Here is an 18,163-nt window from a genome sequence, read left to right as displayed (position 1 = left end):
CTTACTTTCGAGGTTCTGGTCCAGAGCAGCTGGTACCTGTGCTGGTCCTTGAGGAATGAGAGAAAACGAGTGTCGCAGCCGCGCAAAATAGGGTCGAAGGCTACGGTCGCTTTCGGCTGGTTCTCGGTCTGATCGTGGATGTATGCCTAAGCTCACGACGTATTCTCTACCCAAGTACTCGGTCACTCGGAGCTGTGAAGAACGCCAGGCTCAACCAGCTGTGCAGAATCGCGAGAACGATCCGTACGATTCGAGCCGGCAATTCCCGGACTGCCTGTACCATTTGCCCTGGTGATCGGGTTTGCGACGATGATCGGCTTCTTGCTCCCATGGGGCTGGATGGCATTTTTGCGCGACAGCCAATCACTGTTGCTCAAGGTGCACAACGCATAAGCTTTCAAGGGAAGTAGGAGAAAGATGTTGATGAACGTGTGCAGAGAAAAGCCGAAGAATCGGACTTGGCGTGCACGGAAAGCTATCACGGTGCATCGAATGATCGTCATGCCGGCAATGATAATTGCCGTTGGCCAAGGCGCCGTATCTGTCAATGCGAGCTCTGCGAGCCCGGCTAGTACAGCGACCGCGAGCAACAATGGACCGACATTCTGTCCAATCACGTCCAACGTGAGGTAGCGATCGAGGCCCGGCAACAGGCGCAGTGCCAGCAGCGTGTCGCGGAAAGTGCTTCGTGCCCAGCGTAGTTGTTGGCGCAGATAGGGCCCCATCTTGTCCGGAACGACTGTCGCTGCGACGGCGTCCGGAACGTACTCGGTCCGAAAGCCTGCTTTCAGCATCAGGATGGTAAGATGGCGGTCCTCGCCGAAGTCACTAGGTTTGCCCCTAAACAGCTGGGTTTCGTATTGATCCAGCAGCGACATCAGACAAGAGCGGCGGTACATTGCACAGGGGCCGCAACAGCACATGACCGCACCAAAGCGGGCCTGCGCAGCCCGTTCCTCGTTGCAAGCGAGCCAGTACTCCATGTCAATCAACCGGGTCAACCAAGTGTCGCTCCGGTTGGATGCCGTCAGCTGGCCCATGGCGGCGCCGATCGCTGGATCCCGCATCCGTGCCGTAAGTTTCGCGATCACGTCGGGCTCGAGAGTCGTGTCAGAGTCGACGCTGAGCACGAAATCTCCAGACGAACCACGGATCGCGGCGATCTGTGCTTTGCGTTTGCCGACGTTGTGGGGGAGCTGAATAAAGGTGAATCTGGGGTCGTCCACGTAGGCGTGATGCACCGGCATGAGGGCGTTGCGATTTCCAGAACCGTCATCAACCACATAGACATGCAGCTTTCCGGCGTATTCCTGGTTTGCAACCGAAGCCAGACAGGCCGAAAGTGTGCGCGGCTCCTCGTTGTAGCAGGGGATAATGACATCCACGCTCGGCCAAAGGTCGAAGGCGAGCAAGTCGTCCGAGCTCGAGGCAACGTGTCCCGGCTGCGCATAAACCGCTTGCATGCCTTTATAAACGGTCGAGAGCAGCGCGTAACACGAAACGGCGACGGTACTGGCTGTGGTAAGCGGGTCCATAGGATCTCGTTTGTTCAATGATGTTGAGGAAGGGGTCGGACTGTGAATCCGCGGTCGTGGAGCGCTGGGATCAGGCGGGACAGCGCCACAACGGTCTGGTCGCGCGGATCGCTTCGAGAGCACTCACACCCGTCGTGAAGGAGCACAATCGCGCCCGGGCGGACCCCGGCGAGAACTGCATCGACAATCAAGTCCGCTCCGGGGCGAGCCCAGTCTCGCGGATCGACTGACCAATGCAGGGGTGCCAATCCAGTGCTCGCCGAGGCTTTGAGAGCTTCTTTGGTCCAGCTCCCATAGGGCGCACGAAAGTACCGCACCGCAGCTTGCGGGCACGCCATCCTGATGGCGCTGTTCGCCTCAACTATTTCACGTTCAACTTCGCCGGGTTCGCATCTGGACAGATCCCGATGAGTCATCGTGTGATTGGCCACTTCATGCCCATCCGCAATAATTCGCCGGACAAGCTCCGGCCGGTCTACAGCCGCGTCACCGATCAGGAAGAATGTCGCCGGTGTCCGGTGTTGCGCCAGCACGTCGAGGACCTCCGGTGTCCAAACGGGATCGGGACCGTCGTCAAACGTGAGATAGACGCTGCGCTCTTGGGTGCCGTCTGCGCAGTGACTGGACATTTCACATATGCAGTCCAGATGTTTCATAGCTCCGGACCGTTCCGCTCGATGAAGGTGCCGGACGGCCACTCGTCAATCGACCGCCCAATCGGCGAGACAAAGACGAGATCGTCCTCCAAGCGCGTGGGCGGCAGGTCGGGATGCATGTCTGCCAAGGTTGAGCGGATGCGAACGTCCGGCACAATCTTCCCAAGCCCCACCTTGCAGAGCCTCTGGATGTGATTTCGCATTTCGTGCCGAACCGTGCCGAAAGCGAATGGAACGCCCATCTGCTGCAGCGCCGGATACAGACTGCGCAGGGACAAGCTGATGCCGAGGCCCTCAAGATCCCGACGCACCCCGTACAATCCGAGTTCGGCCACCAGCACGTCGATTGCGCCAACTTTGATGAAACGGCGCAGTAGACCGAGATGTGCCGCTACACCGTGCGTGTCCCTACCAATTGCTCGGAGCTCTGGCCTCGCGCCGAACCAACTCCGCCCGCCTTCGAATCGCATTGCGGAGAAGGTGCCAGTCCCTCCATAGGTTTTGTGCAAGAAGTCTGAGAGCTCGACATGCTCATGCCGTTGCAACTCGTTTTCCCAACACAACCTCCACTGCACTTCAGAGCGCATGGAAAGACCTCTGTCCGTTCCTGTTTTCCTGAGGTAAGCGCGTAATGACGGGGAGCTTGTCGCGTCGAGCCGGCGCGATATGGCTTTCGCAGGTCACGGTGAACTTTAGCCGCACTGGACATGCGATCCGGTCGACACCGGAAGGCGTACGCCAGAAATGCTGTCCGGCACCCACGCAAGCATCAAGTTCCTTTAGGGCTTGCTTACATCTCTTGTGAGGTCCCTATGCGACGTTCCGCAAAACTGGTAAAATCGTTTGTTTCGATGAAAGGTATCCACTCTATGGATGGCCGCAGGCATGCGTTTCAAGGGGCTTGATCTCAACCTTCTCGTTGTGCTGGACGCATTGCTGGCCGAGCGCAATCTCTCGGCGGCGGCACGCCGCATAAACCTAAGCCAGCCGGCCATGAGTGCGGCTGTCGCCCGGCTGCGCGACTTTTTCGGTGATGAACTGTTCAGTATGAACGGTCGAGAGCGCATCCTGACCTCACGAGCGATTGCACTTGCCCCCGCAGTCCGCGACGCTCTCCTGCGTATCCAGTCCTCGATTATTTCTTCGGATCCGTTTGACCCGTCTCGATCCGATCGACGCTTCAGGATCATTATTTCCGATTTCGCCACGCTCGTTTTTTTTGAAAAAGTCGTGGAGCGTGTCGCTCGTGAAGCCCCCGCCGTCACGTTCGAATTGCTGCCACTCGATGACAACCCGGACGAGCTCCTCCGGCGCGGCGACATCGACTTTGTAATTCTTCCGGATATGTTCATGTCGGGCGCGCATCCAAGCGTGGCGCTTTTCGATGAGAAGCTGGTATGCGTGGGTTGTGCCGCCAACAAGCAGCTGCCACGGCAGCTTACATTTGAGAGATACCTGTCGATGAGGCACGTCTGCGTCAGGTTCGGACGTTGGCGCAAGCCCTCTATCGAGGAACTGTTCTTGCTCGAGCACGGCCTAAAAAGACGTGTCGAAGTCGAGGTGCAGGGCTTCAGCATGGTGCCGCCAATGGTGTCCGGCACAGCTCGTATTTCGTCCGTGCCCCTCCGGCTGGTTAAGCACTTCGAAAGAACGTTCCCCCTTAAGGTCGTCGAACTTCCACTGCCGCTTCCCGTTTTCACCGAAGCCGTCCAATGGCTGGCCAACCACAACAGCGATCCGGCCAGCATCTGGATGCGGGAGATAATGGTGCAGGAAGCATCCCGGCTTGCTACTCCTGCGAATCCACGAGAGGCCCCCAGCGCTCCTGGACTTGTGTCGGCCGTTACCGCCCACACTCATGTTGCCTGAGGCGACGGATCGTCAGCTGATCGGCAGGTGTTGCGCTTGCAGACTGTGAGACGCCCGAAGCGAGGAGCGGAGCTCGAAGTGCATGTCTTGGGTCGGTACCTCATCCGGATTCGCAGCTTGGCTGGCCTTGGTCTAGGTTTGCTGAGCCCCATGGTGGGTTATGCCGCGGTTGCGGTCGATGCTCGCTTCGAAGCTCTGGTTGGAGTTGTCCTGGCATACGCTTGGGTGCAGAAGAAGTTCTCGATCAGACGCTTCCAGATCGAGAGGAGGCGGCAAGGCGCGCCTCGGATCGTGCTGGATTACGATCCTGGCGACGCGGTCGTTCAGATCGGCAATGATGGTGTTGATGTTGAACCCTTGTCGGCGTCGGATCGCCGAAGGCGACGCCCTCGATGGACGGGCGAAACCCCGTATCGAAGCGGCCTCCTGACAGGGGGGACGAAGCACACAAGTGCCGAGCGGATCGGTGAGCGCAAGGATCTTGGTCGCCATGCCGACCGGAAAGGCCTGTGGCCTGGCTTTGAGTCCCTGTTGCGCTGCCGCGGCACGCGTATCAAACTCATTCGCCCGGCCATGAGTGCAGCCGTGGCCCGGCTGCGGGATAAACCGTCTACGACAAGCGCCGCAGACGTTTGATCCGCATGCAGCAGCACTTGCCCTGCAAACCCCGGCGGTGAGGCCTGTCGCGCGATGCCTACGACAAGGTAGGCTCCGGTTACCCCGTGCTCAGATCATGGCCATGCCGCCATTGACGTGGACGGTCTGGCCGGTGACGTAGGCGGCTTCGTTGGAGGCGAGGTAGGCGACCGCGGACGCGACTTCAGCGCTGGTGCCCATGCGCCGGGTCGGGATCGCTGCCATAATCGCCTCTTTCTGCTTGTCGTTGAGCTTGTCGGTCATCGCTGATTTGATGTAACCGGGGGCGACGCAGTTGACCGTGATGTTGCGGGTGGCGATCTCCTGCGCCAGCGATTTGGAGAAACCGATCATGCCGGCCTTGGAAGCTGAGTAGTTGGTCTGGCCCGAATTACCGGTGATACCCGAAACTGAAGTGATGTTGATGATGCGGCCATGGCGGCGGCGCATCATCGGGTGGGTCAGTTCCCGGGTCAGCCTGAACACTGCGGTCAGGTTCACTTCCATCACCGTATCCCAGTCTGTGTCCGACATGCGCACGAACAGGCCGTCCTTGGTGATGCCGGCATTGTTGACCAGGATGTCAACCCCTTCGAGATCGGCCTCCGCCTTCTGGCCAAGCGCCTTGACCTCGTCGCGGTTCGAAAGGTTGGCCGGAAACAGCTTGACCCTGTCCCCAAGCTCGGCGGCCAGCGTCTCCAGCTTCTCGATGCGCGTACCATGCAGGCCAACAATGGCGCCCTGCGCATGCAGTATCCTGGCGATCGCCTCGCCGATGCCTCCCGATGCCCCGGTGACGAGCGCCTTGCGGCCGGTCAGTTCGAACATATCTTGTCCTCTTCTCTTCAGGCCGGCGAATTCGGTTTCGCCTTTTCCGGAACGGCTCGATGGTTGGCTTCCTGGCCAAACGGCCTTGGTGAGTTCACGCACCAATTGGGTTGCGGCGGCATCGGCCGCACGACCAGACGCGGCTCGACCGATCTGACCACCTGGAGCTGACTGGTGGACACTGGGAGAGCGTTCAGACTGTCCAGCAAGGCGCGCGGAAGGACTTTGCGGCGACATGGACGCTCACTATACGTGCTTGAACGCTAGAACTGCGTTCGTGCCCCCCATGGCAAACGCGTTGCTCATGGCCACACGCACCTTACGCTCGCGCGGCACGTTGGGCGTGACATCGAGATCGCAATCGGGGTCTGGCTCGCGATAGTTGGCGGTCGGAGGTACCACGCCCTCCTGAATCGCCATCACACAGGCGATCATTTCAATCGCGCTGGCTGCACCTAGGCAGTGACCGTGGGTGGATTTGGTGGAAGAGACGGACATCGAATGAGCATGCTCACCGAAGACTCGCTTGATCGCCGCCGTTTCGATTTGATCGTTGGCCTTGGTGCCGGTGCCGTGCGCGTTCAGGTACTCGACGTCCTCTGGATTCAGTTTCGCATCGGCAAGGCAGGCGCGCATCGCGCCTTCCGGCCCGTGAACTGCCGGCGCGGCGATGTGGGAGGCATCGGCAGACAGACCGATGCCCGCGACCTCGGCAAGAATCGTTGCACCCCGGGCGGTAGCATGCTCATAGCTTTCCAGTACGGCCATGCCCGCACCTTCGCCCAGCACCACTCCCTTCCGGTCCGCGGAGAAGGGCCGGCAAGTGTCCGGAGCGAGCACGCGCATGGCTTCCCATGCCTTCATCATCATGTACACGAACGCCGCGTCGCTGCCTCCCGCAAGCATCACGTCGGCTCGGCCATACTTGATCTGGTCTACGGCCGAGGCAATCGCATGATTGCCCGATGCACAGGCGGTGGTGACGGCGAAGACCGGCCCGCGAAGGCCGAGGCTCATGCTGACCTGGCACGCAGCCGCGCTCGGCATCGCCTTTACTCCCGAGAACAGTTCAACGCGGGACGCTCCCCCCAAAAGGACGTCGCGGTAGCCTTTCTCGGTCGCATCGTAGCCGCCGAAGCCGGCACCCACTATTGCGCCAAAGCGATGGGCATTGCCTTCATCGCAGGAGAGTCCGGACTGTCGCATGGCTTCGCGTGCTGCAAGCACGGCAAGCAGGCTGAAACGTCCCATGGAGAGCAGCTGCCGGGGCTCAATGTCGTGCTCAGGCAGCGTCTTGATCTCGGCGCCGATCGCGCCCTCCAGCCCGTGAAGCTGTGCATTGATAATCGGACCGATGGCCGATCGGCCCTCGCGCATGCCTTTCCAGATGGAGCCGACATCGGTGCCCAGCCCGCACAGCCCGCCTAGTCCAGTGATGACGACCCGGCGATCCATTCAAGCCGCCTTGTTGAGCAAGCCGCGGATGGCTTCCACCATGTCCCCGACAGTTTGGAGATCAGACCACGCATCGGCCGAGTTCATCTCGATCTTGATGCCGTACGCCTGCTCGAGGTCCCAGAGCACGTCCGCCAACCCCAGTGAATCGATCCCGAGCGAAGTCACTTCCGTCGCAGTGGTTATTTCGCCGACGGATGCTGCAGTCGTTCCCTCGGCGTTCTCCGATTCGATGCGCTTCCTGATTATCTCAATGACTTCCGTTATAAGTTGATCAGACATTTTGTTTCTTTCCATTTCAGCTTGTTTTTTACGTGCGCGACATAACTCCTTGAGCCGCGCGTCGGGGAACCAGCCATTAAACTTCTGCAACTGAAGAAGCTTAACGCCCATAGAGCCGGATAAGTCCGGCTGGCCTGCGGCGCAGGCTGCGATGGCGAAGAATGTTGCTGGGAGGCCGTAGCCACTCGGGACGGATATGCAGCCCCGAAGTTCACAGCTCCGGACCGTTGCGGTCGATCAGCGTGCCGGAAGGCCATTCGTCCATCGAGCGTCCAATTGGCGATACCAACACGAGCACGTCATCCAGGCGCGTGGACGGCAGGTCGTGATGCACATTTGCGCGGCTCGAACGGACCCGGACGCCTGGCACAATGGTGGCTATGCCCTCTCTGCAGTACCTCTCAACATGATTCCGCATGGCGTGCCGAACCGTGCCGAAACCGAAGGGAACCCCCATCTGCTGCAGGACGGGATATACGGCGCGCATAGAAAAGCTGATTCCAAGCTTCTCAAGATCCTGACGAACGCCATACAGGCCCAACTCAGCCACAAGAACATCGACGTCGCCAACCTTGATGAAGCGGCGCAGTATGCCGATGTGTGCCGCTACGCCCTCAGGGTCGCTGGCAATAAGGCGGAGTTCGGGTCTTGCGCCGGCCCAACTGCGGCTACCTTCGAATGGCTTTGCGCCGAAGGCCCCGTTTCGTCCATAGGTCTTTCGGAAGAAATCGGAGAGCTCGACATGGTCGGCCACTTGCAAGTTATTTTCCCAGCATAACCTCCACTGCACGGCAGAGCGCATGGAAGAATTTCTCCTTTCGGGTTGTCCTTAAGACGCTCATCACGGCATAGAGGCAGCGGGTGATCGGTGCGTCAGGTGTTTGTCCATGCGAGATTTCAGCACAATGATAAAATCGTTTGTTTCGATGGAAGGTATCCACTCGATGGATAGCCGCAGAAATGCGTTTCAGGGGGCTTGATCTCAATCTTCTCGTCGTGCTGGACGCATTGCTGGCCGAGCGCAATCTCTCGGCGGCGGCACGCCGGATCAATCTCAGTCAGCCGGCGATGAGTGCGGCCGTCGCCCGACTGCGCGATTTTTTCGGCGATGAACTGTTCAGCATGAACGGCCGCGAACGTATTCTGACGTCACGTGCGGCAGCACTTGGCCCCGCAGTCCGCGACGCTCTGCTGCACATCCAACGTACGATTATTTCTTCCGATCCGTTTGACCCGGCTCGATCCGATCGTCGCTTCAGGATCACTATTTCCGATTTCGCCACGCTCGTTTTTTTTGAGAAAGTCGTGGAACGTGTTGCCCGGGAAGCCCCCGCCGTCAGTTTCGAATTGCTGCCTGTCAACGATAGCCCCGATGAGCTCCTCGGGCGCGGCGACGTCGATTTTGTAGTTCTTCCAGATTTGTTCACGTCGAGCGCGCATTCGAGCGTGGCCTTGTTCGACGAGAGGCTCGTATGCGTCGGCTGTCCCACGAACAGGCAGCTGAGACGGCAGCTTACATTCGAGAGATACCTGTCGATGAGGCACGTCTCGGTCAGGTTCGGACGTTCGCTGATGCCGTCCGTCGAGGAATGGTTCTTACTCGAGCATGGTCTTAAAAGACGTGTCGAGGTGGCCGTGCAGGGCTTCAGCATGATCCCACCCATGGTGTCCGGCACGGCTCGTATTGCGACCATGCCCTTCCGGCTGGTTAAGTACTTCGAAAAAACCTTCCCCCTTCAGATTGTGGAACTTCCGCTGCCGCTTCCTGCTTTCACCGAAGCGGTCCAATGGCCAGCACTCCATAATACCGATCCGGCAAGCGTCTGGATGCGCGAGGTAATGATACAGGAGGCAGCTCGCATGGCTGTTCCGCTGTGACAACACGCAAGGCTTTACACGTCCATTTCGCTTTCTACCTCTTCGACCAACTGCTTTCGCGTCGACAGCACGCGCTGGATGAAAGCAATACTGGCGGCAAGCGCGCCAGCGAGCTCGTCCATCGTGCACACTTCCTCTACCAGTTCGAACGAGAAGGGTCCCGCATAACCATGATCAAGCAGCGCCTGGATCTGACTGGCATTGTCAGAACCTCCAGGAAGGCGATCCGGGTAAATCCAGAACATCGGGTCGTTCACGCCTGAAATGTGCGCGAGTCCGGTAAGCTCGCCAAACAAGGAGGTCTCGCCGGCGAGCGTGTGGTGGAACGTATCGTGCATCAGGCGAAACACGGTCTGGCCGTCAACCGCGGCAATGGCCTCGACCGCTTCCCTCTTTGATCGGAGCGAGCAGGTTCGAAAGCCCAGCGGCTCAATCAGGCCGATAAGCCCGCGCGATTGGAGGATCGGCTTGAGCGCGTTTAGAGCGAGGCGGAGACCGTCATGGCGCTCGCCAGCGCTGGCGCGCGAGCCGTGGTTGACTGGCACCAGCACGACCGTCTTGGCCCCGCAGGCCGCAGCGTAGTCGGCCAGCTTGCTCGCCTCCGCCCGGCGGGTGGCAGTCCAGTCGTCGAAGCGCTGCAAAGCGTTCATCGAAATTATCGTGACGCCGGCTTCGGTAGCGGCCGAGCGGACCTCAGCAGCCGGAATGGCGCGTGCAACAGGATTGCTGAAACGATGGTCACGGATTTGAACATCGGTCAGGCCCTGATCACGCGCAATTGCGAAAATGGCACTGACGTCGACAGAAGGCGCCGCCATGTCTTGCAGCGCAAAGCGGGGAGATACCTGGCGCATGGGCTTGGCTTTTCCTTCAACAAGTGCGGCGCCAGTCTTGTCTGGCTTCTCCGCGCGCCCCACCGCAGGCGGATGCACAAAGCTGATTAGAGCAGGCTAGTCAATCGAGCGATTCTTGCATTTATGATAGGAAATTAGCACGCACTGATGGAATCACATCATTCAGATATTCTCCGGCACATAGATATCGAACGGCAGAAATGTCTGGCCCGATGTCTCCGCCGTGCCGTTCTTGAGGGCGCGGTCCATCAGCAGCATCAGCTCATGGCAAAGTCGGCGCAGTGGTGTGGCGAGCGCCATCGTGACGATGTCATCCGCGAGAGCCGCCCGTGACTCCGGCGTGATTTCATTCACGATCACGACGAGATCCTGACCGTTGCACTCGTCCCGGAGCGCGGAGATGGCACCCTCCATGCCACCGCCGGCCACGTAGAACCCGACGAGCTCAGGTTCCCGCTGCATAAGATGCAGTAGCGCCTCGTAAGTGATCTGTCGTTTCTCAAAGTTCAAGAGCGTATCGAGCACCTCGAATGCTGGCTCGTTCTCTCGGAAATAGGAACGGAAGCCGCTTTCCCGCAGCTCATGACTCTGGAAACGGTGGCTGCCGACAAACACCGCCACTTTGCCAGGCCGTTTAGCGGCTTTGGAGAACATCCAAGCTGCCGTGCGCCCGACCCGGTGGTTGTTGAGACCTACGTAGCCCTCGCGCACGCCAGCGGCGAAGTCAGAAAGCAGCGAGAAAACCGGGATGCCTTTTGCCTTGAGCTCCTCGACTGCCGCCGTGATCTTAGGGTGGTCTGGCGCCACCATGCCGATCGCGTGACAGCGCCTACCAAGATTCTTGAGGCTAGCCGCCAGCTCCCCGGGCGAATGCGAAGGCGCGAATTCGATAACCGGAATGCCATAGAAGGTCTCGGCCGAAGTAACCGCTGCTTTGACCTCGCGCGCGAAATCTTGGTAGAAATGCTGGGCCGGCTTTCTCAGGATGAAGCCTAGCCGGTACTGCGGCAGGTCCCGTTGCAAGCGCTGTTTGATGAGACCCGCCGCATGATAGCCGATCGCGTGGGCGGCTTCATGGACCAGCCGCGCGGTCCGCTCCCGCACCGGAAGACGATCGTTCAGGACGCGATCGACCGTTGCTACGCTCACTCCGGCTTCGCGGGCGAGATCGGCAATTGTGGGGCGCTTGGCCGTCGCGCCAATTCTGATCGGCTGTCCCTGTGTCATCGGCCCTGTCCCGGCGACGGTTCCGGGCGGCAACATGAAGATTTCGACATGCTCCACGATCGGCAACCTATCCAATGAACAGCGCTCAAGGAGCAACCGAGCATTCGTCGCTCTCGGTTTCGTTTGCGTAAGGCATCCATGTTTCTTGATTCACCGCATTGGCGCTTCTGATCTTGTGTCTCGCGACGCGCTGTTTAGAGCCGCGAGCCGATTCTTTCGTGCTGATGACAGCGCGGCGACTTGATTGGTCGCGCTGCAGCAATCTTGCTGGGGCGGGGTGGCCGGTTTAATCTCTCGGCAAGCTCCCGCAGAAGGCGGCTTTCATGCGCGCTTCGTCCAATTCGCCTTCCCAGCGGGCGACGACGAGCGCAGCCACCGCGTTACCCACTACATTCGTCAGCGCTCGGCATTCGGACATGAAGCGGTCCACACCAAGGATCAGAGCCATCCCAGCAACGGGAACAGTTGGTATTACGGAAAGCGTGGCGGCCAACGTGACGAAGCCAGCCCCCGTAATACCTGCGGCACCCTTCGAGGAAAGCATCGCGACGACCAACAGGAGAATCTGATCGGCAACCGACAAATGCGTGTTCGTTGCCTGGGCGATGAAGAGGGCGGCAAGCGTCATATAGATATTGGTACCGTCCAGATTGAAGGAATATCCCGTCGGGATGACGAGACCCACGACGGAACGCTTGGCGCCTGCCTTCTCCATTTTCTCCATGAGCGAGGGCAGCGCAGCCTCCGAGGAGGACGTTGCCAGGACCAGCAGCAGCTCTTCCTTGATGTATCGCACGAGAGAAAAGATTGAGAAACCGTTGTATCGGCAAACCGCGCCGAGAATCCCGAACACGAAGACGAATGCGGTGAAATAGAACGTCGCGACCAGCATGGCGAGGTTGACCACTGAACCGATGCCATATTTGCCGATTGTGAAGGCCATGGCGCCGAAAGCGCCGACGGGCGCGGCCTGCATCAGGATGCCGACCAGCTTGAACACCGGCGCGAGGAGCGCTTGAAGCAAGGAAAGCACAGGCTTCCCGGTGTCTCCGGCCATCGCCAGAGCGCTGCCGAACAGAATCGAGAAGAACAGGACCTGCAGGATGTTGCCTTCGGCGAAGGCACCAACGATAGTTGACGGGATGATGTTCATGAGGAAGCCGGTCACCGACTGATCGTGGACCTTGGCCACATAGCCCTGCACGGCCTGGCCATCGAGCGAGGCCGGATCGATATCGAGGCCAGAGCCGGGTTGAACGACATTGGCGACAACGAGACCGACCATCAATGCGAGGCTCGAGAAGGTGAGGAAATAGATCATCGCCTTGCCGGCGACCCGGCCGACCTTCTTGAGATCGTTCATGCCCGCAATGCCGGTCGTTACGGTTAGAAAGATCACAGGTGCGATAATCATCTTCACGAGCTTGATGAAAGCATCGCCCAGCGGCTTCAGAGCCTCTCCGGTGCCCGGATACAAATAGCCGACTGCGACACCGAGGGCGATGGCGGTAAGCACCTGCACGTACAGTTGGGCGTAGAAGGCCTTGCGGGCTGGGGGACCGGCGCTTCGAATCGGTGGAGCCAACAGCTTTTCTCTCCCTGACCGGATCGGGGTGGGCCGCCTCCCTTCCCGCGCTTCTCCCATCGCGGCGCTCCGGTCGAGCGCTGCTGTCGTCTCGGCTGCAAGCGTCGTGCCAAGTGGAAATCCCGCGCCCAATCGTGCAGGTTCAGACGCTCGGTCAACCGGTGTCCCTGACGTTTGTGCGGGTTTCCGCACTGGCTGCCTTCATCCTGGGCGAAATCCCGCACTTAGGCTCGGAATTGTGCCGGGTCGAAGCAATACGGTCCGGTAGAAGAAAGAGGATTGACAGGGCGCCGTGCAGTAATTGCTTTGCCTGGCAGAGCGGCCGCCGGTTGTGTCTCTGGCGCCCCGATGTCCCCGCTTCGTTGTCGTATTTGTGACCGACCGCGCACCGGAGTGGAGGATCACCTACGCGAGCGTGCTCTGCCGCGCTCCCGCCGAAGCAGAGCGTCTCGAAGGGGCCGTCGGCAGACCGATTGATCCCGCGGGTCCTGGCGCAACCGGGTGATTGAGGAGATGCTTTGCAGCACGAACACTGAAGCCCCGCACGACGACAACTTCGCGCCACGGCACGCGCCGCCTGCTCTCGTGGGAATGGCATCAAATAGCGAGGAATGAACGATTGTCGCGATCAACTCAGCGAGCCAGGAGGACGTCGGCAGCGATTGCCGGCGATAGAAGCGACGCAAATGCGTCGGCTCGCTCAGCGCGCCAGGCACCCTCGACACGCCGGGGCAAACATCTTTGCCGTTCCGAATCGATCTCCTGGCAAGAATCTGAATGATGGATTCTATCATAGCCTCTCTCAACCTATCAGAAATGCAAGGAAGTTCGGTTGATTGGCCACCTCGTTCCGAGCAGCTGTTGACTGCCCATCTCGTTCCGAGCAGCAGTGGTGGCCACCGGAAAGAGCCTGTAGAGCGCCCCGATTCAGTAAGGATAGTCCAGCCATGCATCGAGCATCGCCTCCCGCATTTTTCGCGCCTGCCTTTCATCGGGCCCTGACGAAGCCAAAAACCGAAACCTACTTTTCGTCTTATGCCTCCTGCGGAACTCCGGCGTGCTGCCGCCAACCCCGCGTCACGATTGTTTCTATCGACGTCCCAAGCACTCGTGGCTCCGACGCGCGAGCAAGTGCGCCAATCTGCGGCGGCCTACGGGGCGAAGACTCATGCCGGTCCCGGCCAACGGTGGCTGGGGCGCCGATGCCATTTGACGAGGGCCTCTACGCCCGGCGACGTCGCAGGCCCACATGGCGCGGCGTTGCTGTCGCGGCCCGGAATGGAGGATGACATGCTAAATCATGACAACAATCGCCAATCTGAAGAAAGTGCTGAGCAGACGCCGTCATGCTGCCCATCGCTTCACGACGCCAAAAGGGACGATGTGGAATCCGCTACTCTGCCGTCACGTGAGAGCGAGCTTGCCGGCGTAGTGGAAATATTTACTACAGCACTTGCCGCCCCCTCCGCGCTCGATGTCACGTTGACAAAGGTCATAGATATTCTGCGATCGTTTCTGCCGATGCGGCACGGCATCATCTCTCTCTTCAACAGTCATGGCGAACTGGAAATCTTCGGCGCCGGCTCGAGCGAGAGCCGCCGTGTGCCGCGGAAGGCGATCGACCAGATTATGAGGGCGGGCACGCCCCTGGTCACCGAGAACATCGCCTTTCATTCGGCTTTCACCGCCGCCGACACGGACGTGCTCGGGGTCTCCAACAACGCAGCAGTGTCCTTCATCGGCGTTCCCATTCGCGTCGATGCGGATGTCGTGGGCACACTGACCATCGACCACGTACTGGGCGAAGACCCAAGAGCTTGGCTCGATCACAACCTCTATCTGCTCAACCAAATCGCTAACTTGGTAGGTCAGACAGTCAAGTTTCGTCGCTCCCTAGGGGGCGGTCGCCAGCAACCCATGGCCCAGCACGACCTGCAGCCAAAGCAGAACCAACCGGCGCGGCAGCGGAACAAGATTCACATCGAGGGGATGATTGGCGACAGTTTGCCGTTTCGCGATCTGATTGAGAATATCCAGGTCGTAGCCAAGCTCAAGATTGCGGTTCTGTTGCGAGGCGAGTCGGGTACCGGGAAGGAGAAGGTCGCCAAGGCCCTCCATGATTTGTCGCCGCGCGCCAAACGCCCCTTCATCAAGCTCAATTGCGCTGCGTTATCCGAGACAGTCCTGGAATCCGAATTGTTCGGTCACGAGAAGGGCGCTTTCACAAGCGCGTTCAACTCGCGCAAGGGGCGCTTTGAGCTCGCCGACAAAGGGACGCTGTTCCTGGACGAGATCGGCGAGATCTCGCCATCGTTCCAGGCAAAGCTCTTGCGTGTGCTGCAGGAGCAGGAGTTCGAGCGCGTCGGCGGCAACCAGACCGTCAAAGTCGATGTTCGGATCATCGCTGCCACGAACAAGAACCTGGAAGAGGCAGTTGCCAGAAATGAGTTCCGGGAGGACCTCTATTACCGCATCAATGTGTTTGCGGTGCGGGTGCCGGCGCTGCGCGAAAGGCGCAGTGATATTCCGCTCCTCGCAGCCGAGTTTCTCAAAAATTTCAATGATGAGAACGGCGTTACGATGACCCTCGATCCCGGTGCGGTTGAAGTGCTGATGAACTGTGATTTTCCCGGCAACATTCGCGAGCTCCAAAACTGCGTGTATCGGACAGCGGTTCTGGCGATGGGTGCATCGATAGGGAGAGGCGACTTTGCATGCTGCCAAGGCCAATGCTTCGCAGCGGCGCTGCATAAAGTCAGATCCGACAGCCTGGCGCTGCAATCGCGGCCGATGTTGCCGGCGCCAGGGGGTGCGGCCATAACGCCGGCTGCTGCCGGTACGTCTCCCTCCGTCGCAGTCCCGCCTGAGACCACAGGGGAGCCGCCACTGAGCAGGATAGCTCACTTGAACGGTACGAGAACGACCGGTGCTGAAGCTGTCATCGCGGCCATGGAAAGATGTGGCTGGGTCCAGGCAAAGGCGGCACGCCTGCTTGGACTGACGCCGCGCCAGATAGGCTACACGCTGAGGAAATACGGCATTGAGATCAAGCGTCTGTGAAGAGTCAACCGAACCAGATGAAGCCTTGGTGCTTTGGCGCCTTGAGACGAGCGATGTGGGGTCCCCGCATCGCCATTTCGATTCGATCGACCCAGGCAAGAACATGGGGCCTCACCCGAGATGACGCTTTGCTACCTAGCAATGAGATTGGCGGGCAGGAGGCCAATTTTAAGCTGTTTCGACCTAGTTGGCCCCAACGACAGGCGGCCGTTATGTAAAGCAAAATAGAACGAGGAACCGGTGCTACCACCCGACATGAGCTCTGTGCGCTCGTTATCGTTTTTGGTGTACAATTAACTGAAAGATTCCTAAGCTGGCGCTAGAACAATAGCGCCACGACTGAGACCGGTACGCCGGCGAACTGGATGGCCGACGTCGCCAGCAGCGCGATCGCTACCAGCGGCGCCGGCGCTGGGTCCCGAACCCGTTGATGATCCAGCGGATCAGGGCTGCCTCGCGCGGCTTGTGCCGCGTCGGTTTGTACCCCATCAAACTCCCTTCATCCTATTGTCACGGCCGGCAGCTGCGACGATAGCTAGCCCGTAATCTTGAACCTCCTGCCGACCCACGACAGCCACTTGGCCCGCCTGGGGTGGCGCGGGGAAGGGCAGGGCGCTCCGTGCATCAGGGACACGACCGGGAGCCCGGAGCACCAATCGAACTTGCAGGCGATCTCTACAGCCTGCTGTGAGGTCCCGCCGGATTCGAGAATGGCCTCCGCGTAATGGGAGCCGCTGCCGATAACAAAATAGGGGCTTTCGAGCATGCCGGTCAGTGTCCAGGCGCCAGACGCCACCTGAGCGCGCCCGTCGGGATGAACGACCAGCAGACCGACGTTGGAGCCTTTTACACCCTCTGGCGTGTTGTGAACGTCAGCGCCAGCGGCGTACCAGTCCAGAATGGCCTCACCGGCGCCAACCTGGGGAGTCGTTGCGCCAATCAGGCGTCCATCCGGAAGACGGCGGATTTTGAGCTTGGAGCCGATTGATCCCAGGCCGGCGCCGTAGGCACGGCTGTCGGCGGCCATTACGCCGTGTTTGTAGGCGATCGTCGTCACAGCCACGTCCCCTCGTCAACCTTGCTCATGGCCGCGTCGGCCGAGCGTACGATCTCGACAGTGTCGACGCCGGCAGCGACGGTTTTCGCGGTTAGTTCCTGGGGCTGGAAACCTCGTTTCGTGACGACTGCCCTGGCCTCGCTCACGCATTGGTTGGCGATCTTGTGGATCTCCCGGTCCAATTGTGCGGTATCCATCTTTGCTCCTGTTAACGGTTTCGAATTCCTGGCTAGTTCGGTGACGGTCAGAGCAATCCTCGTGCCAAGGAGAGCGCCGACAACAGCAAAATGCCGGGCGTGCAGGTCATTTGTCGATTGCGCAGTCGTCGCCGGCTGTAGCGTGTGCAGGTTCACGTGGTTTTCGTCTCTGGGTTGCTATCTGAGTTGGCCCTTGCTGGCGTAGGCCTGAGCGCCGTGGCCACGTTCCGCGAGGGATGATGCTGTGCCCCGAAGGTCTCGTATTCGTAGCGCTGAGGTATCATCGAGCACATAGCGGCTTTCCGTTGAGGTAGGCGTCGGGATCGGCCGGAAAAGCGAGGGCCTGCTTGCGCGAGATCGTCAGCTCGCGCCCAGCATTTAGATGGAGACGCCGGCGAGACGGAGCGATCGCATCTGTGGCACTCGAGAGGAAAAAGGCGAGGGGATTGCGCAATTGGTGCTCCTGCCATGGTCGGGAACGCCCCGCCCTTAACGAAAGGCCGGTAGTCGGACCGCATTCGCCAATGCTGCACAACACGTGCGTCTGCTGGTGTCGCGATCTCTTGCGAAGGAGTGCTCGAACTATGCCCGAAGAATGAGTTCTCACACTGACGCCTGCAGACTTGCCGGCCTCGTCCGGGTGAGACGTAGCCTGTCGTCGCCGAACTTGGAAAAGGCGGGCTGGCCTCGATATTGGCCTGACGGCTGTGTCGAGTGTCCAGCAGGCAGAACTTAGAAACTGGCGATGAACACGTCGAAGACGGCCAGCTTCGGCAATGATGGTTGAGCGACGCGGCTACTGGAACGCGGCTGGCGCGAACGTAGACTGGTCGCGGGTTCGTCGATTGATGCGTCCCACAAACAGCGGGGAGGTGCATTGCACCAGACGGCTGGGCGCCGGATCCGCGGGATCAATGGCATCCGAACCGACTATCCGAATGGCCTCCAGCGGTCTCGTGCTCAATCGCGTCCCACTCGCTGCCCCACTTTTCCGGTATCCGAGTACGATAGCGTTTATGATCGCCGTCCGACACGGAGTGTGGG

The 18,163-nt window shown here is 59.7% G+C and carries 15 protein-coding genes and 1 pseudogene; 3 read left to right on the top strand and 13 right to left on the bottom strand.

What is annotated here, in order from left to right; genetic code table 11:
• Positions 1-182 precede the first annotated feature (182 nt).
• The 3 genes from nodC to MESCI_RS29275 are packed head-to-tail and all read right to left on the bottom strand — an operon-like array spanning position 183 to position 2,778.
• Entirely contained in the window at positions 183-1,535 is a 1,353-nt protein-coding gene (gene nodC / locus MESCI_RS29285) for a chitooligosaccharide synthase NodC (protein ID WP_013533535.1), read from the bottom strand.
• 14 nt (positions 1,536-1,549) lie between these two features.
• The gene (nodB, locus tag MESCI_RS29280; RefSeq protein ID WP_013533534.1) at positions 1,550-2,191 is read right to left on the bottom strand and encodes a chitooligosaccharide deacetylase NodB; all 642 of its coding nucleotides are present in this window, start codon (positions 2,189-2,191) and stop codon (positions 1,550-1,552) included.
• A complete protein-coding gene (locus MESCI_RS29275; RefSeq protein ID WP_013533533.1) occupies positions 2,188-2,778 on the bottom strand; it encodes a NodA family N-acyltransferase in 591 nt (196 codons plus the stop codon). Before MESCI_RS29275 ends, nodB begins: the two co-directional genes overlap by 4 nt.
• A gap of 298 nt (positions 2,779-3,076) precedes the next feature.
• On the opposite strand from MESCI_RS29275, the gene MESCI_RS29270 reads away from it, so the two are divergent.
• A complete protein-coding gene (locus MESCI_RS29270; protein ID WP_013533532.1) occupies positions 3,077-4,060 on the top strand; it encodes a LysR family transcriptional regulator in 984 nt (327 codons plus the stop codon).
• Between the two features lie 132 nt (positions 4,061-4,192).
• On the opposite strand, the gene MESCI_RS32475 is transcribed toward MESCI_RS29270, so the two are convergent.
• The 5 genes from MESCI_RS32475 to MESCI_RS29245 all read right to left on the bottom strand — a co-directional run bounded on the left by MESCI_RS32475 (position 4,193) and on the right by MESCI_RS29245 (position 8,063).
• Complete coding sequence (locus MESCI_RS32475; RefSeq protein ID WP_172832180.1) at positions 4,193-4,552, bottom strand: hypothetical protein; 360 nt, start codon at positions 4,550-4,552, stop codon at positions 4,193-4,195.
• Positions 4,553-4,786: 234 nt separating this feature from the next.
• Positions 4,787-5,524 carry a 3-oxoacyl-[acyl-carrier-protein] reductase gene (gene fabG, locus MESCI_RS29260; RefSeq protein ID WP_013533530.1) on the bottom strand — a complete coding sequence of 246 codons (738 nt, stop codon included), beginning with the start codon at positions 5,522-5,524 and terminating at the stop codon, positions 4,787-4,789.
• A 246-nt stretch (positions 5,525-5,770) separates the two neighbouring features.
• Entirely contained in the window at positions 5,771-6,979 is a 1,209-nt protein-coding gene (locus MESCI_RS29255; RefSeq protein WP_013533529.1) for a beta-ketoacyl-[acyl-carrier-protein] synthase family protein, read from the bottom strand.
• A complete protein-coding gene (locus tag MESCI_RS29250) occupies positions 6,980-7,261 on the bottom strand; it encodes an acyl carrier protein (protein WP_013533528.1) in 282 nt (93 codons plus the stop codon).
• 211 nt (positions 7,262-7,472) lie between these two features.
• Entirely contained in the window at positions 7,473-8,063 is a 591-nt protein-coding gene (locus MESCI_RS29245) for a NodA family N-acyltransferase (protein WP_013533527.1), read from the bottom strand.
• Between the two features lie 158 nt (positions 8,064-8,221).
• On the opposite strand from MESCI_RS29245, the gene MESCI_RS29240 reads away from it, so the two are divergent.
• Complete coding sequence (locus MESCI_RS29240; RefSeq protein WP_013533526.1) at positions 8,222-9,139, top strand: LysR family transcriptional regulator; 918 nt, start codon at positions 8,222-8,224, stop codon at positions 9,137-9,139.
• 14 nt (positions 9,140-9,153) lie between these two features.
• Here MESCI_RS29240 and MESCI_RS29235 read toward each other — a convergent pair whose 3' ends face one another.
• The 3 genes and pseudogenes from MESCI_RS29235 to MESCI_RS29225 form a co-directional block, all read right to left on the bottom strand.
• Positions 9,154-9,993, bottom strand: coding sequence for a TIM barrel protein (locus MESCI_RS29235; protein WP_013533525.1), 840 nt, complete (start codon positions 9,991-9,993; stop codon positions 9,154-9,156).
• Between the two features lie 162 nt (positions 9,994-10,155).
• Entirely contained in the window at positions 10,156-11,220 is a 1,065-nt protein-coding gene (locus MESCI_RS29230; protein WP_015319223.1) for a LacI family DNA-binding transcriptional regulator, read from the bottom strand.
• Positions 11,221-11,401: 181 nt separating this feature from the next.
• A pseudogene (locus tag MESCI_RS29225) lies at positions 11,402-12,808 on the bottom strand (dicarboxylate/amino acid:cation symporter); the annotation flags it as partial.
• Positions 12,809-14,095: 1,287 nt separating this feature from the next.
• Between MESCI_RS29225 and nifA the strand changes: the two are divergent.
• The gene (gene nifA / locus MESCI_RS29220; protein WP_013533522.1) at positions 14,096-15,865 is read left to right on the top strand and encodes a nif-specific transcriptional activator NifA; all 1,770 of its coding nucleotides are present in this window, start codon (positions 14,096-14,098) and stop codon (positions 15,863-15,865) included.
• Positions 15,866-16,400: 535 nt separating this feature from the next.
• Here the strand turns inward: nifA and MESCI_RS29215 are convergent.
• Both MESCI_RS29215 and MESCI_RS32900 read right to left on the bottom strand, forming a co-directional pair.
• Positions 16,401-16,922 (bottom strand): Ntn hydrolase family protein, encoded by a 522-nt coding sequence (locus tag MESCI_RS29215; RefSeq protein WP_013533520.1) that lies wholly within the window; start codon positions 16,920-16,922, stop codon positions 16,401-16,403.
• Positions 16,919-17,275: a hypothetical protein gene (locus tag MESCI_RS32900; RefSeq protein ID WP_245262923.1), complete on the bottom strand. Its 357-nt coding sequence runs from the start codon at positions 17,273-17,275 to the stop codon at positions 16,919-16,921. Before MESCI_RS32900 ends, MESCI_RS29215 begins: the two co-directional genes overlap by 4 nt.
• Positions 17,276-18,163: the final 888 nt, after the last annotated feature.

Source organism: Mesorhizobium ciceri biovar biserrulae WSM1271, assembly GCF_000185905.1.
Classification (GTDB): domain Bacteria; phylum Pseudomonadota; class Alphaproteobacteria; order Rhizobiales; family Rhizobiaceae; genus Mesorhizobium; species Mesorhizobium ciceri.
The sequence above is the reverse complement of the archived record's forward strand: the minus strand, read 5'-3'. Positions and strand labels throughout refer to the sequence as shown.

Excerpts from the sequence above, each read along its gene's own strand:
- MESCI_RS29250 (WP_013533528.1), bottom strand. The coding sequence starts at position 7,261 with ATGTCTGATCAACTTATAACGGAAGTCATTGAGATAATCAGGAAGCGC.
- MESCI_RS29235 (WP_013533525.1), bottom strand. The coding sequence starts at position 9,993 with ATGCGCCAGGTATCTCCCCGCTTTGCGCTGCAAGACATGGCGGCGCCT.
- MESCI_RS29270 (WP_013533532.1), top strand. The coding sequence starts at position 3,077 with ATGCGTTTCAAGGGGCTTGATCTCAACCTTCTCGTTGTGCTGGACGCA.
- MESCI_RS29240 (WP_013533526.1), top strand. The coding sequence starts at position 8,222 with ATGCGTTTCAGGGGGCTTGATCTCAATCTTCTCGTCGTGCTGGACGCA.
- MESCI_RS32475 (WP_172832180.1), bottom strand. The coding sequence starts at position 4,552 with ATGGCGACCAAGATCCTTGCGCTCACCGATCCGCTCGGCACTTGTGTG.
- nodB (WP_013533534.1), bottom strand. The coding sequence starts at position 2,191 with ATGAAACATCTGGACTGCATATGTGAAATGTCCAGTCACTGCGCAGAC.
- fabG (WP_013533530.1), bottom strand. The coding sequence starts at position 5,524 with ATGTTCGAACTGACCGGCCGCAAGGCGCTCGTCACCGGGGCATCGGGA.
- nifA (WP_013533522.1), top strand. The coding sequence starts at position 14,096 with ATGCTAAATCATGACAACAATCGCCAATCTGAAGAAAGTGCTGAGCAG.
- MESCI_RS29275 (WP_013533533.1), bottom strand. The coding sequence starts at position 2,778 with ATGCGCTCTGAAGTGCAGTGGAGGTTGTGTTGGGAAAACGAGTTGCAA.
- MESCI_RS29245 (WP_013533527.1), bottom strand. The coding sequence starts at position 8,063 with ATGCGCTCTGCCGTGCAGTGGAGGTTATGCTGGGAAAATAACTTGCAA.
- MESCI_RS29230 (WP_015319223.1), bottom strand. The coding sequence starts at position 11,220 with ATGACACAGGGACAGCCGATCAGAATTGGCGCGACGGCCAAGCGCCCC.
- MESCI_RS29255 (WP_013533529.1), bottom strand. The coding sequence starts at position 6,979 with ATGGATCGCCGGGTCGTCATCACTGGACTAGGCGGGCTGTGCGGGCTG.
- nodC (WP_013533535.1), bottom strand. The coding sequence starts at position 1,535 with ATGGACCCGCTTACCACAGCCAGTACCGTCGCCGTTTCGTGTTACGCG.